The sequence below is a fragment of the Sinorhizobium sp. CCBAU 05631 genome, assembly GCF_002288505.1.
GTDB classification, from domain to species: Bacteria; Pseudomonadota; Alphaproteobacteria; order Rhizobiales; family Rhizobiaceae; genus Sinorhizobium; species Sinorhizobium fredii_C.
Genome location: NZ_CP023063.1, coordinates 545,476 through 562,847, shown reverse-complemented (window position 1 = coordinate 562,847; position 17,372 = coordinate 545,476). Strand labels below are relative to the sequence as shown.

Sequence of the window (17,372 nt, the reverse complement as noted above, 5' to 3'; positions counted from 1 at the left end):
TTTTTACCAATTCTCCTGACGGGAAGGTAAGGGAGAACTCGTATTCTTCTCCTCGATACTTTCGAGGAGAAACCGATGCGTTCACTGCTGATCACCGCCGCCCTGACATTTGCCGCCGGCACGGCGGCAGCGTCGTCGGTCGAGGACGTAGCCTCCGGAGCGGCCGTCAATTCCAGCGTCGCGACGATTTCCTGCGCGCAGTGCCCGCCGCTGCAACCCAAGAAGAAGGCCTCCTATGTCGTGCCGGAGCTGGCACCCGGTACCGCCAAGCTCGAGCTCAAGGAGATCGATGGCGAAATGAAGGCGCTCCGCACCGAAGCCTGGCTCGGAGGATCGCCGGTCGTCTTCGTCAACAAGGCCTCGGAGGACGTCATCAGGGCCGCGTCCATGAAGACGGCCCCCGCGCCCACAGTCGCCGCAGTCGCCGACATCGACCGGACGGCAAAGACCGCCGCGGTCGGGGTCGTGTCGCACGCCGAGCCGGTCAGCGCCTCGATGACGGCCAGCGGTTCACAAGAATTTGATCCGTCGGGCTTCGAACTTAGATTAGATTGACACCATATACATAGAGTTCCCTGCCCCATCGGCCGGAATATTCAGGCTGACGGGCGTTTCGCTGCAATGGCGAAAGGTTGCGCCCCTGAGAGAAGCAGGGGCGTAATCTTTTATGGGACGGCCTCATCCTCGCGGGCAAGTCTCTCGACAAGCATCTCGATTTCGCGGTCGGAGAAAACCTCGATGCCGTTCTGGCGAAGAAGCGCGGCAGTCACCCCCTCGCCTTTGACGCGCGCGCCGCTGAAGCTGCCGTCATAGACGAAGCTGGAGCCGCAGGACGGGCTGCCGTCGATCAGCAGTGCGAAGCGACAGTTGGTGGCAAGCGCCAGGGCGAGCGCGTTTTCCGCACCATGGCGAAACGCCTCGGTGACATCGCCGCCGGTCTTTTCGACAACCCGCCCGGCGCCGGAAAGGATGGCCGCACCGCTCCTGCCTGCCTCGATCTCCGCCGGCGGGCGCGGAACCGGCATGCCTGCCGACATCTCGGGACAGAGCGTCACGAGCCGCCCCTCCGCGCGCCACTGCTCGATCGCCGGATGACGGAGCGGTTTCGCTGCGCCGTCATAGCGCACAGCATGGCCCATGAGACAGGCGCTGACGAGGATCTTGGCGGTCATGGCGCGTTCATAGACCTCCGGGTGCTAACGCTCAAGGGGCGAGCTGAGCAGCAGCGGAGCAAGCGATAGAAGCAGCAGAAGTGCAAAAACGATGTTGGCTATCCGCGCCTTCCGCGGATCCCGCAAAGCCGCTGCAATGGCCGCGCCGAAGGCAAGCCAGGTCGTGTTCACCGTTACCGCGACGATCGCCAAGACCAGGACTTTTGCAGCGGTCGTGTATGCCCCCTGCTCTGCGTCGACAAGGCTTCCCACATAGAGCGAGCCGATCGCCCCGTAGGCCTTGGGGTTGGCGATAGCCAGTGCAAAGCCGCCGAGGAACGAGGGACGGTGCGATCCTTGCTCACCGGAGCCGACCGGCGGCGCGGTCGCAATGCGCCAGGCAAGGTAAAGCATGTAGAGCCCGCCAAGAACCATTGTTGCCGTCTTCATTCGCGGCAGCCCGAGGACGATCACAGTCGTTCCCGTCGCGATCAGCAGGACCACAGCGATCGTGCCGGTATTGATGCCGGGCGGCATAGCGGAAGCTGCGGACGACACCGTGAGCCGCCGCCATGCCGGCGATGCTGAGCGTCGCCGGGCCGCGGCTGCCCATCAGCGGCAAGGCCGCAAGTGCAAGAAGCGCGAGGTCACGGACCATCGCATTCAGATCCACATATCATTCGCAGCGGTGCGTTCGCCGCCCGACTGCCCGGTGTTTACCGTGCCCCTCGGCTCGATGAGCAGCATTTTCACCTCACTTGCCGCATAGGGTTTGTGCTCGACGCCCTTGGGGACGATGTACATTTCGCCCGCCCCGAGCGTGACCGAACCGTCGCGAAAGTCGATCCGGAGCGTGCCGTCAAGAACGATGAAGGCCTCGTCGGTTTCAGGATGATCGTGCCAGATGAAATCGCCCTCGATACGGACGATCTTAAACTGGTAGTCGTTGAGTTCGGCGATCACGCGCGGCTGCCACTGATCGGCGAACTTCGTGAGCTTCTCGGCAAAATTGAGCGGCGCGTAGGTGCTGGATAGGGTCATGGCTGCGTTCCTTAGGCTGTTTCGGCCGGGACTACAGCAGTTCAGGCAACCGGGGTCTTGAACGATCGTGCAGGAATCAGGTGCGCGGCGGGATTTCTAAAGGCGCCGGCCCCGCCATGCGCAGCCAACGGCCCGGCGAGACGCCGAAGGCCTTCTTGAAATGGCGGCTCATATGCGCCTGATCGGCAAATCCGGCAGCAAGGGCGGCCTCAGCCGCCCCGACACCGCGCCGGAGGTCGGCCTTCACCGCATCGAGGCGCCGCTGCACCAGATAACGATAAGGGCTCGTCCCGAACAGCCGGCGGAAGTCACGGCTGAGTCCCCAGCGATCCCGGCCGCTGATCGCCTCCAGACGCTCAAGCGTTACGTTTCCCTCGGGCAGATCATGGAGGTAGACGCGCGCGCGTTCGGCGGCGCCATAGTCGAGCGCCCCGCCAGGCTTTGCATGGCCGCCCGCAGCCGCCTCGAGCGCATGGGCAAGCTCGAAGAGGCCGTCTTCGAACTCCAGGGCATCGATGCGGGTGTCCGTCGCCGGCAAGAGAGCGTGAACCGCGGCGAACAGGCGCGGATCGGACGAGATGCCGCCTTTTATGAACGGCAACGGCCGGCCGCCGAGCACCGCCTGGATGGCGGCCGGCTCGATATAGATCATCCGGTAGCGGAATCCTTCCTCGGCACCGGCCTGGCCGTCATGCAATTCGTCGGGATGCAGCACCATCGTTGCGCCGGGAAGGCTGGTGCGCTCCGCGCCGCGATAACGAAAACTCTGAACGCCTGTAAGCGTCTGGCCGACGCCATAGGTATCGTGGCGGTGCGGCTCGTAGGCCCGTCCGGCAAAGAAGGCTTCGATGCGCTCGAAGGGAACCGCATCCTCGGCGAGGGCGATCCAGTCGCCACGTCGGCTCAGGCCCGGAGGCTCGATGGCACCTGCACCTGCGCTCGGATGGTGGTTCGTCATCCTGCACAGATAGGGAAGCGCCTGTCGGTTGTCGACAGGCACCTCAGCCCAACCGAAAGCACCTATCCGGAAATCTTCGAAAAGTCCGCAACCTCGCCGGTCGCCGAGCGGATCAGCCCCAGGAGCGCCAGCCGGTTGGCACGGATCGCCTTGTCCTCGTCATTGACGAGCACGTCGTTGAAAAACACATCGACCGGCTCGCGCAATTTGGAGAGCGCCGCCATGGCGGAGCGGAAATCCTCCTTGACGATCGCTTCGCGCGCATCGCCGGAGGCAAGCTTGATCGAAGCGTGCAGGGTCCGCTCCGCATCGAGGCTGAAAAGTTTCTCGTCCACCGCGTCTGCGACTTCGGTGCCCTTCTTCTCTTCGGCCGCGAGGATCTGCGTGGCGCGCTTGGTGCCGGCAAGCAGGTTCCTGCCCTCCTCGGCCGTGATGAAGGCAGTGAGTGCTTCGACACGGCGCGCGATCATCAACAGGTCGTCCGCATCCGACGTCAACACCGCGTCGATCAGGTCGTAGCGCGCCCCGAGATCGCGCAGATAGACCTTCAGGCGATCATGGAAGAAGGCGAGAAGGTCTGCGGCAATATCGCCGGCCAGTTCGGGGCGCTGCGCCCTCTGGGCTTTCAGCGCGATGTCGAAGAACGGCAGCAGCGGCAGACGCGCCTTGCCTTCGAGAACGAGCCGGATGACGCCGAGTGCGGCACGCCGCAGCGCATAGGGATCCTTCGAGCCGGTCGGCTTCTCGTCGATCGCCCAGAAGCCGACGAGCGTATCGAGCTTGTCGGCAAGCGCAACCGCCACCGCCACGGGATCGGTCGGCACCCGGTCAGAGGGACCTTGCGGCTTGTAATGGTCCTCGATCGCATTGGAGACCGCCGCGTCCTCGCCCTGCAGAACCGCGTATTTGTGGCCCATGATGCCCTGCAGCTCGGGAAACTCGCCGACGGCCTCGCTGCGCAGATCCGCCTTGGCAAGCACGGCGGCGCGCGCCACCAGAGCCTGGTCGGCGCCGGTGACCTCGGCAAGCGCCAAGGCGATCGAACGGATGCGGAGGACGCGCTCGCCCTGCGTTCCGAGCTTGGCATGGAAGGTGACGTTCAGCGCGTCGAGCTTGGCCATGCGTTGGTCGAGCGGCTTCTGAAGATCGAGCTCGAATTTTTCGGCGGACGGCTTCAGCGTCTCGAGATCCGGCAAATCGCCCTGGTCGCGTTTCCAGAAGTGCGCCGCGTCGGAGAGGCGCGCTCGCACAACCTTGCCGTTGCCGTGGACGATTTCCCTGCCGCCGTCCTTCGCCTCGATATTCGAAACGAGGATGAACCGGTTCGACAGCGTTTCCGCGCCCGGCTGCCGGGTCACGAAACATTTCTGATTGGTCTTGATCGTCAGCCGGATGATCTCGGAGGGAATCTCGAGATAGCTCTCCTCGAAGCTTCCCATCAGCACCCTCGGCCATTCGACGAGACCTGCCACTTCCTCAAGCAGGCCCTCGTCCTCGACCAATTCGAGCCCGTTGGCAAAGGCGACGTTACGCGCGTCAGCACCGATAATCTCCTTGCGGCGCTCGGCGTCGAGTACGACCTTCGCCTTTTCGAGCTTGTCGGCATAGTCGGCGAAGCGGCGCACGGTGATCGCCTCGGGTGCGTGAAAGCGGTGGCCGTAGGTGACGTTCGAGGCGACGATACCGTCGACCTCGAAGGGAATGACCCTTGTCTCCTCGGTTTCAGCCCCGAAGGTGCAGATGACCGATTGCAGGGGCCGCACCCAGCGCAAGCTGCCCGGCCTCGCGGAGGCGGCACCGGAGCGCATGGACTTCGGCCAGGGGAAGTCGCGAATGATCGTGGGCATCACCTCGGCGATGATGTCTTCCGCGTCGCGGCCCGGCTTGACGATATGGGCGACGTAGAATTCGCCTTTCTTCGGATCGCTGTGGACATGGGCCTCGCTGATGGAGGAGAGGCCCGCGGCACGCAGAAAGCCTTCGATCGCCTTCGCGTTGGCGTCGGTGCGCGGCCCCTTGCGCTCCTCGCGGACATCGGCGGAGCGCGCATTGAGGCCGCGGATGTCGAGCGTCAGCCGCCGCGGCGTCCAATATTCGCGTGCCCCCTCATAGGTGAGGCCCGCCTCGACCAGTGCGTCAGTCACGAGCTTCTTCAGGTCGCCGGCCGCCTTGCGCTGCATGCGGGCAGGGATTTCTTCGGAGCGCAGTTCAATAAGAAGATCGGGCATCAATCGAGACTTTGTTCTATTCCGGTGGGTGGCTCGACTTAGCAAGCCGGGGCGAAAATGTCATCAAGTGCGGCGAGGAAATTGGCCTCCTACCAGCCGCCGCCACCGCCACCACCACCGCCGCCGCCGGAAAAGCCGCCGGAAGAGAAGCCGGAGGACGAACTCTTGGGCGGAGGCGGCAGCGATGACGTCATGGTATCAGCCATCGAGCCGGCGAAGCCGCCGATCGTGTCGGAGAAAGATCCGGGGCCGAAAGAATCGCCCTGATACCAGCTCGGCTGGTAGGCGGCGGCTGCCGCCCCTCCGGCTGCCGCCAGCAGCCAACGATCGAACGTCTCGGTCCATGGCTTCTCGACGCCGAGCGCCACAGCATAGGGCAAGAGCGTCTCGAAATGCCGCGGCGACATTTCCGGCGCGCCCTGCATGTTCAGCCGATCCTGCTCGGCAAGCGTCATATATTGCCGGAGCCCATCAATACCGTCCATCATCCGGCTGCCGAGCGGCGTCGGCGCTCCCATCAGGTAGTAGAAGAGGCCGTTGACGAGCACGATGCCGCCGACCGCGAAAAACAGCGGCAGGTCGTCCGGTTCGGTTGCCGAAATGAAGAGGACCGCCAGAATGCTCGAAAAGACGGCGAACAGGACGAAGCCGATGAAGGCCAGCGCGACGATCGACAGGATGCGCCGCATGAGGCTCGCTCCGCGCCTCAGGGACTTGCCGACCGAAACGGCAAAACCGGAGACGAACACGGCGAAAAACACCGGGACGATGAGAAAGGGAATGGTCTCTTCGCTGAGGTGGCCGAAGATGAAAAGCCCCGCCAGCGCAACGATCGAAAGCACCGCGCCACCGATGATGTAGCCGATATTGGCCCGGTAGTATTTGCCGCGGTGCTCGCGCTCCATGGCGCTGCGGAAGCTGGAACCGGCGGCTGCCACCGCCTTGCCGTTCGCCCGATCGATCTTGAGCGTGCCGCCGGCCGCCTTGACCGCCTTCATCAGCGCCGCCTCGCCCGCCGGGAGCTTTTCACCGCCGCTCTTGCCCGTCGCCGAGACGACGATGGCACTCTTCAGATCGTCGAGGACGACATATCCCTTCACCGCCAGGTCGAGCACCGCAGCCGAGAGCGCCGTCCAGCCCTCGCCGGAAAATCCCTTGTTGTCGATGTAATTGACGAGGGCCGGCGAAATGCCGTCCGGCGGATCCCAGCGCGGAACCATCACGCCGCGGGCGGGATCGCGCCCGACGCGCAGCCAGGCCCGCCCGTAATAGAGGCTCACGACGACAAGGCCGGCGCCGGCGATGACAAGCGCCAGGTGGTCGCGCAGCCACCAGATGTTCTGCTGGGAGGCACTCGGCTGGTCGATGCTGCCCTTCGGCAGCTTGATCGCGATGGTCAGGCCCTCCTGCGGTCGAAGCCTGCGCGTGGTGGCAAAGAAGACCTCGCCTCCCTCCTCGACCGCGCGCGCGTCCTTGCCGGTGGCGCCGTAGCCGCCGGTAAAGACGTCGAGCGCCTGGGCCACGACGCCATCCGGCAGAGTCACGGTGGCGGTCGCCTCCTCGATCGGGAAGGCCCATCCGGTACCGGTGACGTTCCAGTAGAGCTCGTCGTGATCGTTGAAGAAGCGTATCTGGCGGCCGGTCTCATAGGTGATCTGAAATATATGCTCGCCGCGCGGCAGGAAGACCTCGGCATTGCCGGTATAGATGCGGATGCCGTCGCTGATCGATTCGGTCCGGTACTCCTCCTGCTCGCCATCACGTTCGACGGATACGAGCTTGAAATCCGCCCGGACGCGGCGGCCGTTCGGGTCGATAAAGGTTAGCGGAAAGTCACGATAGATGCCGCGGCGGATCTGTTTGCCCTCGACATTCGCGGTTATCGTTTCGGTCACCGTGAGGGTGCCGTCCTTGGCGACGTCGATGACCGAATGATAGGACGAGATGATCTCTTCCGCCGCAGCCGGGCACGATGCGGCGAGCACGATAAGCACGAAAGAAAGCGCCGCCAGAAGCCGCTTCATCGGGATTTCCTCTTCCGGACCGTCTCAAAACTTGACCGACGGCACGGCGCGATCCGCTTCGTTGGTGATCTCGAAATAGCTGGCCTTGGCAAAGCGGAAAGCGCTGGCGATCAGGTTGGACGGGAAGCTTTCGACCTTGACGTTGAGGTCCCGGGCGGCACCGTTGTAATAGCGGCGCGACATCTGGATCTCGCCTTCGATCGATTCCAGCGAGCCCTGTAGCTCGGCGAAGTTCTCATTCGCCTTCAGATCCGGATAGGCTTCTGCGAGCGCAAAGACACGGCCGAGCGCCTGCGAGAGCGCCCCCTCGGCTGCCGCTCGCGCGGCGACATCGCCCTCGGGGACAGCCTGGGCCCGGTTGCGCAGGGCGACGACTTCCTCGAGCGTCGTCTTCTCGTGTGCCGCATAGCCCTTCACCGTCTCGATCAGGTTGGGGATGAGGTCGGCGCGGCGCTTCAACTGCACGTCGATGCCGGACCAGGCCTCTTCCGCCATCTGCCGCGCCTTGACGAGGCCGTTGTAGACGAACACCAGGTACAGGATCACGGCGACCCCGATTGCCAGCCCGATCATGAAATACCCTCCTTCGAAACCCGCGGGAGGTTAACACCGACTCCGCCTGCGAGATACTGGACGCGCATGCAAAATGCGCAGATTTCCCCGCTCCAATTCCAAGGCATGTCCGCGGCCGAACCGGCTCATCCGCACGATTGCCGACCACCAGCCGGGGCCTGTCAAAAGCGCCGCCTTGCCCCTTCTCGATGTAGCGACGTCGCCAGGCACCGAGTTGTTCCGCGGGTAACGGCACGATGGCCGCCGATGGCCGATACTCAGATCATCAAACAACCACAGCACGCAGACAGGACCATGGGCTCGCTCGCCACTTTCATCAACGTTGTCGCCTTTACGGCGCTCTTCGCTGCCCATGCGAGCGCAGCCCCGGTCGAGAGGCCGACCGGCGTTCGCCGCGCATTACAGATCTATGCCGGCGAGTTGACGAACAGCGCCTCGATGAGGCTGGAGCCGATGTGGCGGCTCGATGGCAGCGAGTTCTTTTGCCTGCAGAACATGGTGTCGGCTTCCGGCGCGCGGACCTCCGAGAAGAGGCACGCCACCATGCCATGCGGCCGAAAGATCAGGCTCGCCTGATCAGGCCGCGTCTCTCGCTGCGTTCGCACCCCCAGCGTCGGTCAGCAGAAAGGCCTCTCCACAGGCTTTGGCAAGCGTGCGCACCCGCAGGATATAGCTCTGCCGTTCGGTCACGGAGATGACGCCGCGGGCATCCAAGAGATTGAAGACGTGGCTCGCCTTGATGCACTGGTCATAGGCGGGGAGAACGCATTTGTGCAGGCGGTTGTTGCTGGCGTCGCCGGGCGCGCCGGCGGCGAGCAGCGCCATGCACTCCTTCTCGGCGTCGATGAAGTGCTGATGCAGCATCGCCGTGTTGGCATATTCGAAATTGTGCCGCGAATATTCCTGCTCGGCCTGCAGGAACACGTCGCCATAAGTGATCTTCTCGGCACCCTCGCGGCCGTTGAAATTCAGGTCGTAGACATTGTCGACGCCCTGGACATACATCGCCAGGCGCTCAAGGCCATAGGTCAACTCGCCGGAAACCGGCGAGCACTCGATGCCGCAGACCTGCTGGAAATAGGTGAACTGCGAGACTTCCATGCCGTCGCACCAGCACTCCCAGCCAAGCCCCCAGGCGCCGAGCGTCGGGCTTTCCCAATCGTCCTCGACGAAGCGGATGTCGTGCAGCAGCGGATCGAGGCCGATCGCTTCCAGCGAGCCGAGGTAGAGTTCCTGAAGGTTGGACGGATTCGGCTTCAGAAGAACCTGATATTGGTAGTAGTGTTGGAGCCGGTTGGGGTTCTCGCCGTAGCGGCCATCGGTCGGGCGGCGCGACGGTTGGACATAGGCCGCCCGCCACGGCTTCGGCCCGAGCGCGCGTAGCGTCGTCGCCGGATGGAACGTACCGGCCCCAACCTCCATGTCATAGGGCTGAAGCACGGCGCAGCCCTTGTCGGCCCAGTAGTTGTGCAGCGTAAGGATCAGGGCCTGAAAGGAACGCTTCGGGTTCATATGGTCCGGCAGGGAGGCAGTGGTCATGGATCACGTCCGAATTCATCGAAATCTTGCCGGGACAGGTGCCATGCCGCAGGTCAAGGGTCAAGCGCCTTGGCCGGACGGCAGATCGGTCGACGAATTCGGCAGACCTCACTCGTCCTCGCGCTTCAGGCGGTATTCCCCGGTTTCCGGATCCTTGATGAGCGTCCCGTTGGCCCCGGTCTGGCGCTCCCGGCGCAAGCGTTCCTGTTGACGCGTCACTCTTTTGGCATCAGCTATGAACTTGCGGTAGCCGATCCAGGCGATCAGGGCAATGATCAAGAGCAGAATGATCTGCGGCATGGGTTCTCCTCTGCTCCTCCTTGGATCAGACGGAATGTCGGACAGGAGATGCAGCAGCTTTTGTTACAGCGGCCTTGCACGTCTGACCAGATGCCGGAGCCATTCTCTCATAGGCCGAAGCGTGCCCAAAGCGCCCTTTCCTCAATTGCCTCGATAAGGCCGGCAGCGGCCGAGGCCGCCAAGGGGGCGGCGATCGATCCATCCACCGCCGCGCCGGGCTGGCGGCGTCCGAATAGGCTGCGGCTCGGCTGAATGAGCTCCAGGCGGGCTTTCTCACCATAGCGCCGCCTCACTTCGCCGCGCATGTCGCCGAGACCATCGACGAGGCCCAGTTCCTGGCCGCGGCGCCCGGTCCAGAACAGACCCGAAAATATATCGGGATGGTCGGCAAGCAGCGAGCCGCGGCGGGCCTTGACCAATTGGATGAAGGTATCGTGGATGTCCAACTGGAGACTCTTGAGGAACTCGACGTCGCGCTCCTTTTCCGGCTGGAACGGGTCGAGCACGACCTTGTTCTCGCCGGCGGTATAGACGCGCCGCTCGACGCCGACCTTCTTCAGGAGCTCCGGAAAGCCGAAGCCGCCGGACACGACGCCGATCGAACCGACGATCGAACTCGGATCGGCGATGATCTCGTCGCCGGCGAGCGCGATCATGTAGCCGCCCGAGGCAGCGACGTCCTCGACGAAGATCAGCACGCGCTTCTTCTTCTCCTCCGCAAGATCGCGGATGCGCTGATAGATCAGCCGCGACTGGACGGGCGAGCCGCCGGGCGAATTGACGGAAATGGCAACGGCGGGCGCCTCCTTGACGGAGAAAGCCTTTTCCAGAAGGGGCGCCACGGTCCCGAGATTGAGGACCGGACGGAACTGCCCGCCCCCGGACATGATGGTACCGTGAAGCCGGATCGTCGGAATCGCAACCCCGTCCTTGCGAAAACGCCTTGGCATCAGTTTTCTGAAGAATCCGGCCATTTCAACTCCTGCCCGATACGAACCCGAACCTGCATGTATGCATTGGCGCCGCAAACGCAATGGCACGCTTGCCGTTAATCATCGGCGGTGATAGGCGGCGCGGCCATTGTTGAGATCATCGACCTCCGGCGCGAAACGGTGCGTCCCTTCGGCATGCATGATCAGCGGCGCCCGAAGCACCAAACGCTTGCGACTCTGCTTGATGGCCGTCACCAGGATCCTTACCGCATTCTCGCCGGCACGCGGCAGGAGCGGCGTGATTTCGATGCCGCCAAAACGGCGGCCGCAGGCGGCAAGGATCTCGGCGATCGATTCCGGACGGGCGATCAGCGAAAGCTGTCCGCCGGGTTTCATGATCGCCCCGGCCGTCTTGATCCAGGTCTCGAAGAGATCGTCGCTCATCGCATGCGCCTCCGCCTTGAGGCGATCGGGCGTCCTTCGGTCGGCAGCATCGTTGAACGGCGGGTTCATGATCACATGATCGAAGGCATTGTCCGGAAGGCCGGCGGCGGCACGCGCCTTGCCGTTCAGCGAAACATCCGCCTCGAGGACCGCGACCCGCGCCGCGAAGCGCGCGTTCTCCGGCAGCGCAAGGCTGCGGCGGGCAAAGTCCGCCATGATCGGCGAGCGCTCGAAGAGCAGGACCTCTGCCTCTTCGAGCCGCGAGGCGACCGCCATGCCGGCAGCACCCGCGCCCGCACCAAGATCAGCGACGCGGCAAGGCCGCCCGCACGAAACGAGTGCCGCAAGCAGCATCGCGTCCATGCCGGAGCGATGGCCCTGGCCGAGCGGCTGGATCAGATGAAATTTCCCGCGGTGAAAGGCGTCCACGGTTTCCGCCGTCGTCGTCCTCGTCGTCATTGCAGCAACGACGCCTCGAACCGGCGGCCGCTGGCCGGCAGGCCGGGAGTCATTGCCGCAGTTCCTTTTCCAGGCCGGCATCGATGAGAATACGCCGGGCTCTGTCGGCGTCCTCATCGGCCACCAGAAAGCGGCGTGGCAAGAGGCCGAGCGAGCCTTCGAGGATGCTCATGTCCCGATCGGCAATCAGGCATGCAATGCCGGCATCCTTCATCAGGCTTTCCGCAAAGGAGAGCAGCACGGCGTCGTTGGTGCGGATCAATTCCTTCATTCGTCTCAATGATCCCGTCTTAAATTGCACCGGGCGAGGCAATTCGCCTCTTGCCGCCCGAAGTCCCGCTTTCTATTGTCAGACCCGACAACGAAGCAGGAGTCCGGGGCGTTGGGCGTAGTGATACCGCTGGAAGACAATAAAAACAAACAGGCTTCCGTGAAGCCGCTCGTCGACCTGACGGCGTCCGACATGGAGCGCGTCAATCAGCTCATCCTCTCCAAAGCCGGCTCCGACGTGCAGATGATTCCGGAGGTCGCCAACCACCTGATTTCCTCCGGCGGAAAGCGGTTGCGGCCGATGCTGACGCTCGCTGCAGCCTCGATGTTCGGCTACGAGGGCGACGCCCATGTCAAGCTCGCAACAAGCGTCGAGTTCATGCATACGGCGACGCTGCTGCACGACGATGTCGTCGATGAAAGCAATCTTAGGCGCGGCAAGTCGACGGCGCGGACGATCTGGGGCAATCAGGCGAGCGTGCTCGTAGGCGACTTCCTGCTCGGCCAGGCGTTCCGCATGATGGTCGACGTCGGCTCGCTCGACGCGCTCGACGTGCTGTCGACCGCCGCGTCGGTGATCGCCGAGGGCGAAGTGCTGCAGCTCTCGGTCGCCAAGAACATGGAGACAACCGAAGACGATTACCTGCAGGTCATCCGGGCCAAGACCGCGGCGCTTTTTGCCGCCGCCGCGGAGGTCGGACCGATCGTCGCGAGCGCCAGCCGGTCCGACCGCAATGCGCTGAAATCCTACGGCATGAATCTCGGCCTCGCCTTCCAGCTGGTCGACGACGTTCTCGACTATGGCGGCTCGTCGAGCGATCTCGGCAAGAATGTCGGCGACGACTTCCGCGAGGGAAAGATCACCCTTCCGGTCATCCTTTCCTACCGGCGCGGCACGCCGGAGGATCGAGCTTTCTGGCGCGAAGCGATCGAAGGCGGCGCCAGCGATGCGGCCAACCTCGACAAAGCCCTCGGCCTCATACGCCGCTACGGCGGATTGACCGACACGATCGCCCGCGCCCAGCACTATGGAACGATTGCGCGCGACGCTCTGGCGCCGTTGCCGGCCTCTTCCTGGAAGTCCGCCTTGATCGAGGTGATCGACTTCTGCATCGATCGGCTCAGCTGAGCGCCGGCCGAGGAGCAATATTCTCCGCGGGAGGAATTTCTTGCCGCGTTGCGCCAAAAAAGCCATTCTATTCTTCAAGACTTGCGTTCGGCAACTTGCGATCGACTCCGGAACAACCAGCAGAGACGCGGCGAGCCGAGACGATCGGCAACGAAAGGTTTGACATGCGGCATAATACATTCCTTCGCCTGCTCGGCGGAGCGGCAATGCTGGCTCTTCTGTGCGTGACCGGAAGCCACCAGGCATTCGCTGAAGACAAGGCGGCCGTAGAGGATGCCCGGCCTTTCGACGTCAGGAGCGTCAACACCTTCGCCGGCGCCTTCCTGGCTGCACGGACGGCCGACGTCGATCGCGACTTCGCAACGGCGACGGAGCTCTACCGCATCGCCCTGCGCTTCGAACCGGACAATCCCGAGGTCAAGCAGCGGCTGATGATCACGCTGCTGATGAGCGGCAAGTTCGATGAAGGGGTCAAGATCGCCGACGCGTTGAAAGCCGATCCGGCCGTCGAGCGGATCACGACGACCGTGCGGGCCATCGAGGCGATCCGCAAGCGCGAATATCGCAGCGCCCAGAAGCTCCTGAATTATCAGGGCCCGAACGATCTCGATCGGCTGATGAGCACTTTGCTCTCCTCCTGGGCGCGGGCCGGCCAGGGCAGGCCCAAGGAGGCCGTCGCGCAGATCAAGGCGCTCGAAGGGCCGGAGTGGTTCCGGGTGTTCAAGAACTATCACGCCGGCGCGATCGCCCTTGTGGCCGGCGACAAGGCAACCGCCCGTGCCAGGCTGAACGACGCCATTCTCGACCGGGAAGGCGGCAGTGCCGCACCGGATACCTTCATGCGCGCGGTCGAGGCGCTGGCCCGCTTCGAGGCCCGCGAGGGCAACAAGCAGAAGGCGCTGGATACGGTTGCCGTCGGCGAGAGCATGGTCAACAACTACACGCCACTCGAGGCGCTCAGGGAGAGCATCGAAAAGGGCGAGCACCAGGAACAACAGGTGCGCAACGCCGCGCAAGGGGCTGCCGCCGTCCTCTTCTCGATCGGCGGCGCCCTCAACCGCGAGGGAGCGGAAGACATCGTCACGCTTTATCTTCAGACCGCCCGCCACCTGGATCCGGAAAGCGCCGATATCCTGGTCATGCTCGGCGGCATCGCCGAAAATCTGAAGAAGCAGGAAGAGGCGATCGCGCTTTACAAGAGCGTGCCGGCAGATTCCCCGATGCGCCGCATCTCCGAGCTTCAGCTCGGCCTGGCGCTGGCCGACGTCGGCAAGGTCGACGAGGCGAAGAAGCACCTCCAGGCGCTGATCGAAGTCGATCCGAAGAACATCCGCAACTATCTCGCCTATGGCAGCGTGCTTTCCGACGCCAAGGCCTACAAGGAAATGGGCGAGCTTTACGACCGCGCCGTCGAGGCGATCGGCCCGGTGCCGAAGCGCAGCGATTGGACGGTGTTCTTCCAGAGGGGGATCGCCTATGAGCGGCAGAAGGTCTGGGCGAAGGCGGAGCCGAATTTCCTGAAGGCGCTTGAGCTCAATCCGAACCAGCCGCAGGTCCTGAACTATCTCGGCTATTCGTGGGTCGACATGAACATCAACCTCGACAAGGGCTTGGAGATGATCCGCAAGGCGGTCGAGCTGAAGCCCGACGACGGTTACATCGTCGACTCGCTCGGATGGGCCTATTTCCGCATGAACCGCTTCGACGAGGCGGTGACCGAATTGGAGCGCGCCGCCGAGCTGATGGCCGGCGACCCGACGATCAACGACCATCTCGGCGATGCTTATTGGCGGGTCGGTCGCAAGCTCGAGGCCGTCTTCCAGTGGAACCAGGCTCTCGAAATGAAGCCCGAGGAAGCGGAAGTTCCGAAGATCAAGGCCAAGATCGAGAAGGGCCTGCCGCCGCTCAAGCAGAACGTTCCAGCCGCGGCGGACGCCAAGGAGACGCTGCCGAAAAAGCCGGGCCCCGAGCTTGCCGCGCCGGACAAGAAATCCTGACGGCATGCAGGCGGACGGCATCGCCGGTTTCGCGCTGACCCGCGTGGCGCCGGCCAAGATCAATCTCGCACTGCATGTCGTCGGTCAGCGCGCCGACGGACATCATCGTCTGGAAAGCGTCGTCACTTTTGCGGAGTGCGGCGACCGGGTGGCATTCTCGCCGGCGGATGCCGACCGCTTCACTCTGTCTGGTCCCTTCGCGCGCGATCTGCCGGTTTCGGCGGAAGGCAGTACGGGCAATCTAGTGCTGCGGGCCCGCGACCTCTTGCGGCGGGAGCTGACCGGACGCGGCGATGCTGCGGGGCCCGTGCATCTGCACCTGGAGAAGAACCTGCCGATCGCGTCGGGCATCGGCGGAGGCTCGGCGGACGCGGCTGCGACGCTACGGGGGCTGCTTTCCCTGTGGAGAGCAGAGATCGCCCCGGAAGGGCTCGCGGAGCTCGCGCTCGAACTTGGTGCCGATGTGCCCATGTGTCTCGACGGCGGGCCGCTGCTTGCGCGGGGGATCGGCGAAGAGCTTGCCCCGCTTGCCGATCTGCCGTCCTTTGCGATCGTCCTCGTCAATCCGCTCGTTGCCGTCTCGACCCCGGTCATCTTCCGAATGCTCGCCGAGAAGCGCAACCCTCCCCTCACCCTTCCGCAAGGCGCCCGCACGGCGGCGGACTGGCTGACGGCGCTTGCCGGTATGCGCAACGATCTGGAGCGACCGGCGCAAACCCTGGAGCCGACGATAGAGGGGGTGTCGGCTGCGTTGCGAGCCGCAGAAGCCAAATTGGTGCGTATGTCCGGTTCGGGCGCCACCTGCTTCGGCCTCTTCGACAGCGACGAAAGGGCGGCTGCGGCGGCACAGCGCATTTCCGCCGGTCATGCCGAGTGGTACGTTCACGCTACCCGAACCGCGGGGATGAGAGATTAGGTATGCCCGGCATCGACGAAACACGTTCCTTCATTCCGGTTCGGGTCGCGGTCCTCACGGTTTCCGATACCCGCACGCGCGCCGACGACAAGTCGGGCGACACGCTCGAGGCACGCATCCGCGACGCCGGACATCGGCTCGAAGCGCGCGCAATCGTGCCCGACGACCGCCAGAAGATCTACGATCAGGTAAAGGCCTGGACGCTGGATGCGGCGATCGACGTCGTCATCACCACCGGCGGGACCGGCTTCACCGGCCGAGACGTGACGCCCGAAGCGCTGGAGCCGCTATTCGAGAAACGTATGGATGGGTTCTCGGAAGTGTTTCACCGGATCTCCTACGACAAGATCGGCACGTCGACAATTCAATCGCGGGCAACGGCCGGCGTTGCTAATGCCACTTTTATCTTCGTGTTGCCCGGCTCGCCCGGCGCCTGCAAGGACGCCTGGGACGGAATCCTGAAACAGCAGCTCGACTACCGGCACATGCCCTGCAACTTCGTTGAGATCATGCCCCGGCTTGACGAACACCTGAAACGCGGCTGACCCTGTTCCGTTTGGAACAGCCACGCATGGTTGAACTCGCTAGATTGCTACTCGTCAGCTCACCGGAACAATGCACCTAGCGAGCATTCGTACAAGGCGAAGCGAAGACGCCTCTTTCCGTTTTCCCCGTGGAAAGAGCTAGAGAGTCACACGACATGATGCCCCACCACAAGGAGATGGAGCAGCATGGCAAGCCCTTTCCTAGGCAAGGTCATTTGAGAATCGTTTCAGGGGGTGCCGCAAGGCACTTCCCTCTTGTGTGGCTGCAGCACTTGGACTGTTTCAAATAGGCGCGGCCAAAGATCGATTGCCGAGAGCAACCCAGGCCGGAACGATTTCGGTCGCCAGCTTGCGGACTGCCCGGGCATTGGCGATGTCGCTGAGCTGCATATCGGCACGCGCGACAGCCACGGCATCCTGCTTGCGCAGCAGAAACCCGGTTTCCAGCGGCGCGGCCCGTTGCGACAAGCGCTTGAAGAACGGACGCCTGTGCATGCGCGATGGTGAAAACCGGGCCGGATCCTTGTTGAGCGCCAGATATTCGATGAGTTCGTCCACCCAGCGCCCTATCGGACGGGCCCCCGGCTCGAGCAGCATCAGCCAATCACCGCGCGCGGAACGGACCACATCGGCGAGGTCCCATTCGGCGCAGAAGCGGCAGCCGGCCGCATCGGCGACGTGTACCGAGCCATCTCTCGAGCCGTGATCCAAAATGATCACGTCGCTGACGAGCCCCTCGACGGCCCCGGCGACGAGCACGGACAAGGTCTGCGCGAGTTCCGCCTCGTTGTCGCGTGTCTCCATTATGATCGTCAGCATACCGTCTCCTAGCGCATAGCTGCATCAAATACCATAATTCTTAAGGG

General features: G+C 63.6%; 19 protein-coding genes. 6 read left to right on the top strand and 13 right to left on the bottom strand.

What is annotated here, in order from left to right; all coding sequences use genetic code 11:
* Positions 1-75 precede the first annotated feature (75 nt).
* Positions 76-555: a plant virulence effector HPE1-like domain-containing protein gene (locus SS05631_RS02650; RefSeq protein ID WP_037413326.1), complete on the top strand. Its 480-nt coding sequence runs from the start codon at positions 76-78 to the stop codon at positions 553-555.
* 110 nt (positions 556-665) lie between these two features.
* On the opposite strand, the gene SS05631_RS02645 is transcribed toward SS05631_RS02650, so the two are convergent.
* From SS05631_RS02645 to SS05631_RS02610, 7 genes are all read right to left on the bottom strand, one after another.
* On the bottom strand, positions 666-1,172 hold the full coding sequence (locus SS05631_RS02645) for a DUF523 domain-containing protein (protein WP_037413325.1): 507 nt from the start codon (positions 1,170-1,172) through the stop codon (positions 666-668).
* 24 nt (positions 1,173-1,196) lie between these two features.
* Complete coding sequence (locus SS05631_RS02640; protein WP_244412088.1) at positions 1,197-1,709, bottom strand: LysE family transporter; 513 nt, start codon at positions 1,707-1,709, stop codon at positions 1,197-1,199.
* Between the two features lie 105 nt (positions 1,710-1,814).
* Positions 1,815-2,192: a cupin domain-containing protein gene (locus SS05631_RS02630; RefSeq protein ID WP_037413323.1), complete on the bottom strand. Its 378-nt coding sequence runs from the start codon at positions 2,190-2,192 to the stop codon at positions 1,815-1,817.
* A 76-nt stretch (positions 2,193-2,268) separates the two neighbouring features.
* Positions 2,269-3,192: an AraC family transcriptional regulator gene (locus SS05631_RS02625; RefSeq protein WP_348225554.1), complete on the bottom strand. Its 924-nt coding sequence runs from the start codon at positions 3,190-3,192 to the stop codon at positions 2,269-2,271.
* Positions 3,193-3,212: 20 nt separating this feature from the next.
* Complete coding sequence (glyS, locus tag SS05631_RS02620; RefSeq protein WP_037413322.1) at positions 3,213-5,378, bottom strand: glycine--tRNA ligase subunit beta; 2,166 nt, start codon at positions 5,376-5,378, stop codon at positions 3,213-3,215.
* An 89-nt stretch (positions 5,379-5,467) separates the two neighbouring features.
* Positions 5,468-7,402, bottom strand: coding sequence for a DUF2207 domain-containing protein (locus tag SS05631_RS02615; RefSeq protein ID WP_037413321.1), 1,935 nt, complete (start codon positions 7,400-7,402; stop codon positions 5,468-5,470).
* A 24-nt stretch (positions 7,403-7,426) separates the two neighbouring features.
* Positions 7,427-7,975 carry a LemA family protein gene (locus tag SS05631_RS02610; RefSeq protein ID WP_037413320.1) on the bottom strand — a complete coding sequence of 183 codons (549 nt, stop codon included), beginning with the start codon at positions 7,973-7,975 and terminating at the stop codon, positions 7,427-7,429.
* Between the two features lie 294 nt (positions 7,976-8,269).
* Between SS05631_RS02610 and SS05631_RS02605 the strand changes: the two genes are divergently transcribed.
* Entirely contained in the window at positions 8,270-8,551 is a 282-nt protein-coding gene (locus SS05631_RS02605) for a hypothetical protein (RefSeq protein WP_037413318.1), read from the top strand.
* Here the strand turns inward: SS05631_RS02605 and SS05631_RS02600 are convergent, their stop codons facing one another.
* The 5 genes from SS05631_RS02600 to SS05631_RS02580 all read right to left on the bottom strand — a co-directional run bounded on the left by SS05631_RS02600 (position 8,552) and on the right by SS05631_RS02580 (position 11,920).
* A complete protein-coding gene (locus SS05631_RS02600) occupies positions 8,552-9,514 on the bottom strand; it encodes a glycine--tRNA ligase subunit alpha (protein ID WP_037413317.1) in 963 nt (320 codons plus the stop codon).
* Between the two features lie 108 nt (positions 9,515-9,622).
* Entirely contained in the window at positions 9,623-9,814 is a 192-nt protein-coding gene (locus SS05631_RS02595) for a hypothetical protein (protein ID WP_037413316.1), read from the bottom strand.
* 107 nt (positions 9,815-9,921) lie between these two features.
* A complete protein-coding gene (locus SS05631_RS02590; protein WP_037413314.1) occupies positions 9,922-10,788 on the bottom strand; it encodes a S49 family peptidase in 867 nt (288 codons plus the stop codon).
* Between the two features lie 78 nt (positions 10,789-10,866).
* Positions 10,867-11,649, bottom strand: coding sequence for a tRNA1(Val) (adenine(37)-N6)-methyltransferase (locus SS05631_RS02585; RefSeq protein ID WP_037413312.1), 783 nt, complete (start codon positions 11,647-11,649; stop codon positions 10,867-10,869).
* 49 nt (positions 11,650-11,698) lie between these two features.
* Positions 11,699-11,920: a DUF2007 domain-containing protein gene (locus tag SS05631_RS02580; protein ID WP_037413311.1), complete on the bottom strand. Its 222-nt coding sequence runs from the start codon at positions 11,918-11,920 to the stop codon at positions 11,699-11,701.
* A gap of 111 nt (positions 11,921-12,031) precedes the next feature.
* Between SS05631_RS02580 and SS05631_RS02575 the strand changes: the two genes are divergently transcribed.
* From SS05631_RS02575 to moaB, 4 genes are all read left to right on the top strand, one after another.
* On the top strand, positions 12,032-13,048 hold the full coding sequence (locus SS05631_RS02575) for a polyprenyl synthetase family protein (RefSeq protein WP_037413309.1): 1,017 nt from the start codon (positions 12,032-12,034) through the stop codon (positions 13,046-13,048).
* A 164-nt stretch (positions 13,049-13,212) separates the two neighbouring features.
* Complete coding sequence (locus tag SS05631_RS02570; protein ID WP_037413308.1) at positions 13,213-15,045, top strand: tetratricopeptide repeat protein; 1,833 nt, start codon at positions 13,213-13,215, stop codon at positions 15,043-15,045.
* 4 nt (positions 15,046-15,049) lie between these two features.
* On the top strand, positions 15,050-15,961 hold the full coding sequence (locus SS05631_RS02565; RefSeq protein WP_095677916.1) for a 4-(cytidine 5'-diphospho)-2-C-methyl-D-erythritol kinase: 912 nt from the start codon (positions 15,050-15,052) through the stop codon (positions 15,959-15,961).
* Between the two features lie 2 nt (positions 15,962-15,963).
* On the top strand, positions 15,964-16,506 hold the full coding sequence (gene moaB, locus SS05631_RS02560; protein ID WP_037413305.1) for a molybdenum cofactor biosynthesis protein B: 543 nt from the start codon (positions 15,964-15,966) through the stop codon (positions 16,504-16,506).
* Between the two features lie 282 nt (positions 16,507-16,788).
* On the opposite strand, the gene SS05631_RS02555 is transcribed toward moaB, so the two are convergent.
* Entirely contained in the window at positions 16,789-17,325 is a 537-nt protein-coding gene (locus tag SS05631_RS02555) for a glycosyl transferase (protein ID WP_037413304.1), read from the bottom strand.
* Positions 17,326-17,372 lie beyond the last annotated feature (47 nt).

Coding starts and splice junctions, on each gene's coding strand:
- moaB (WP_037413305.1), top strand. CDS start 15,964: ATGCCCGGCATCGACGAAACACGTTCCTTCATTCCGGTTCGGGTCGCG.
- glyS (WP_037413322.1), bottom strand. CDS start 5,378: ATGCCCGATCTTCTTATTGAACTGCGCTCCGAAGAAATCCCTGCCCGC.
- SS05631_RS02580 (WP_037413311.1), bottom strand. CDS start 11,920: ATGAAGGAATTGATCCGCACCAACGACGCCGTGCTGCTCTCCTTTGCG.
- SS05631_RS02610 (WP_037413320.1), bottom strand. CDS start 7,975: ATGATCGGGCTGGCAATCGGGGTCGCCGTGATCCTGTACCTGGTGTTC.
- SS05631_RS02650 (WP_037413326.1), top strand. CDS start 76: ATGCGTTCACTGCTGATCACCGCCGCCCTGACATTTGCCGCCGGCACG.
- SS05631_RS02570 (WP_037413308.1), top strand. CDS start 13,213: ATGCGGCATAATACATTCCTTCGCCTGCTCGGCGGAGCGGCAATGCTG.
- SS05631_RS02590 (WP_037413314.1), bottom strand. CDS start 10,788: ATGGCCGGATTCTTCAGAAAACTGATGCCAAGGCGTTTTCGCAAGGAC.
- SS05631_RS02595 (WP_037413316.1), bottom strand. CDS start 9,814: ATGCCGCAGATCATTCTGCTCTTGATCATTGCCCTGATCGCCTGGATC.
- SS05631_RS02615 (WP_037413321.1), bottom strand. CDS start 7,402: ATGAAGCGGCTTCTGGCGGCGCTTTCTTTCGTGCTTATCGTGCTCGCC.
- SS05631_RS02555 (WP_037413304.1), bottom strand. CDS start 17,325: ATGCTGACGATCATAATGGAGACACGCGACAACGAGGCGGAACTCGCG.
- SS05631_RS02645 (WP_037413325.1), bottom strand. CDS start 1,172: ATGACCGCCAAGATCCTCGTCAGCGCCTGTCTCATGGGCCATGCTGTG.
- SS05631_RS02585 (WP_037413312.1), bottom strand. CDS start 11,649: ATGACGACGAGGACGACGACGGCGGAAACCGTGGACGCCTTTCACCGC.
- SS05631_RS02600 (WP_037413317.1), bottom strand. CDS start 9,514: ATGACCACTGCCTCCCTGCCGGACCATATGAACCCGAAGCGTTCCTTT.
- SS05631_RS02605 (WP_037413318.1), top strand. CDS start 8,270: ATGGGCTCGCTCGCCACTTTCATCAACGTTGTCGCCTTTACGGCGCTC.
- SS05631_RS02630 (WP_037413323.1), bottom strand. CDS start 2,192: ATGACCCTATCCAGCACCTACGCGCCGCTCAATTTTGCCGAGAAGCTC.
- SS05631_RS02565 (WP_095677916.1), top strand. CDS start 15,050: ATGCAGGCGGACGGCATCGCCGGTTTCGCGCTGACCCGCGTGGCGCCG.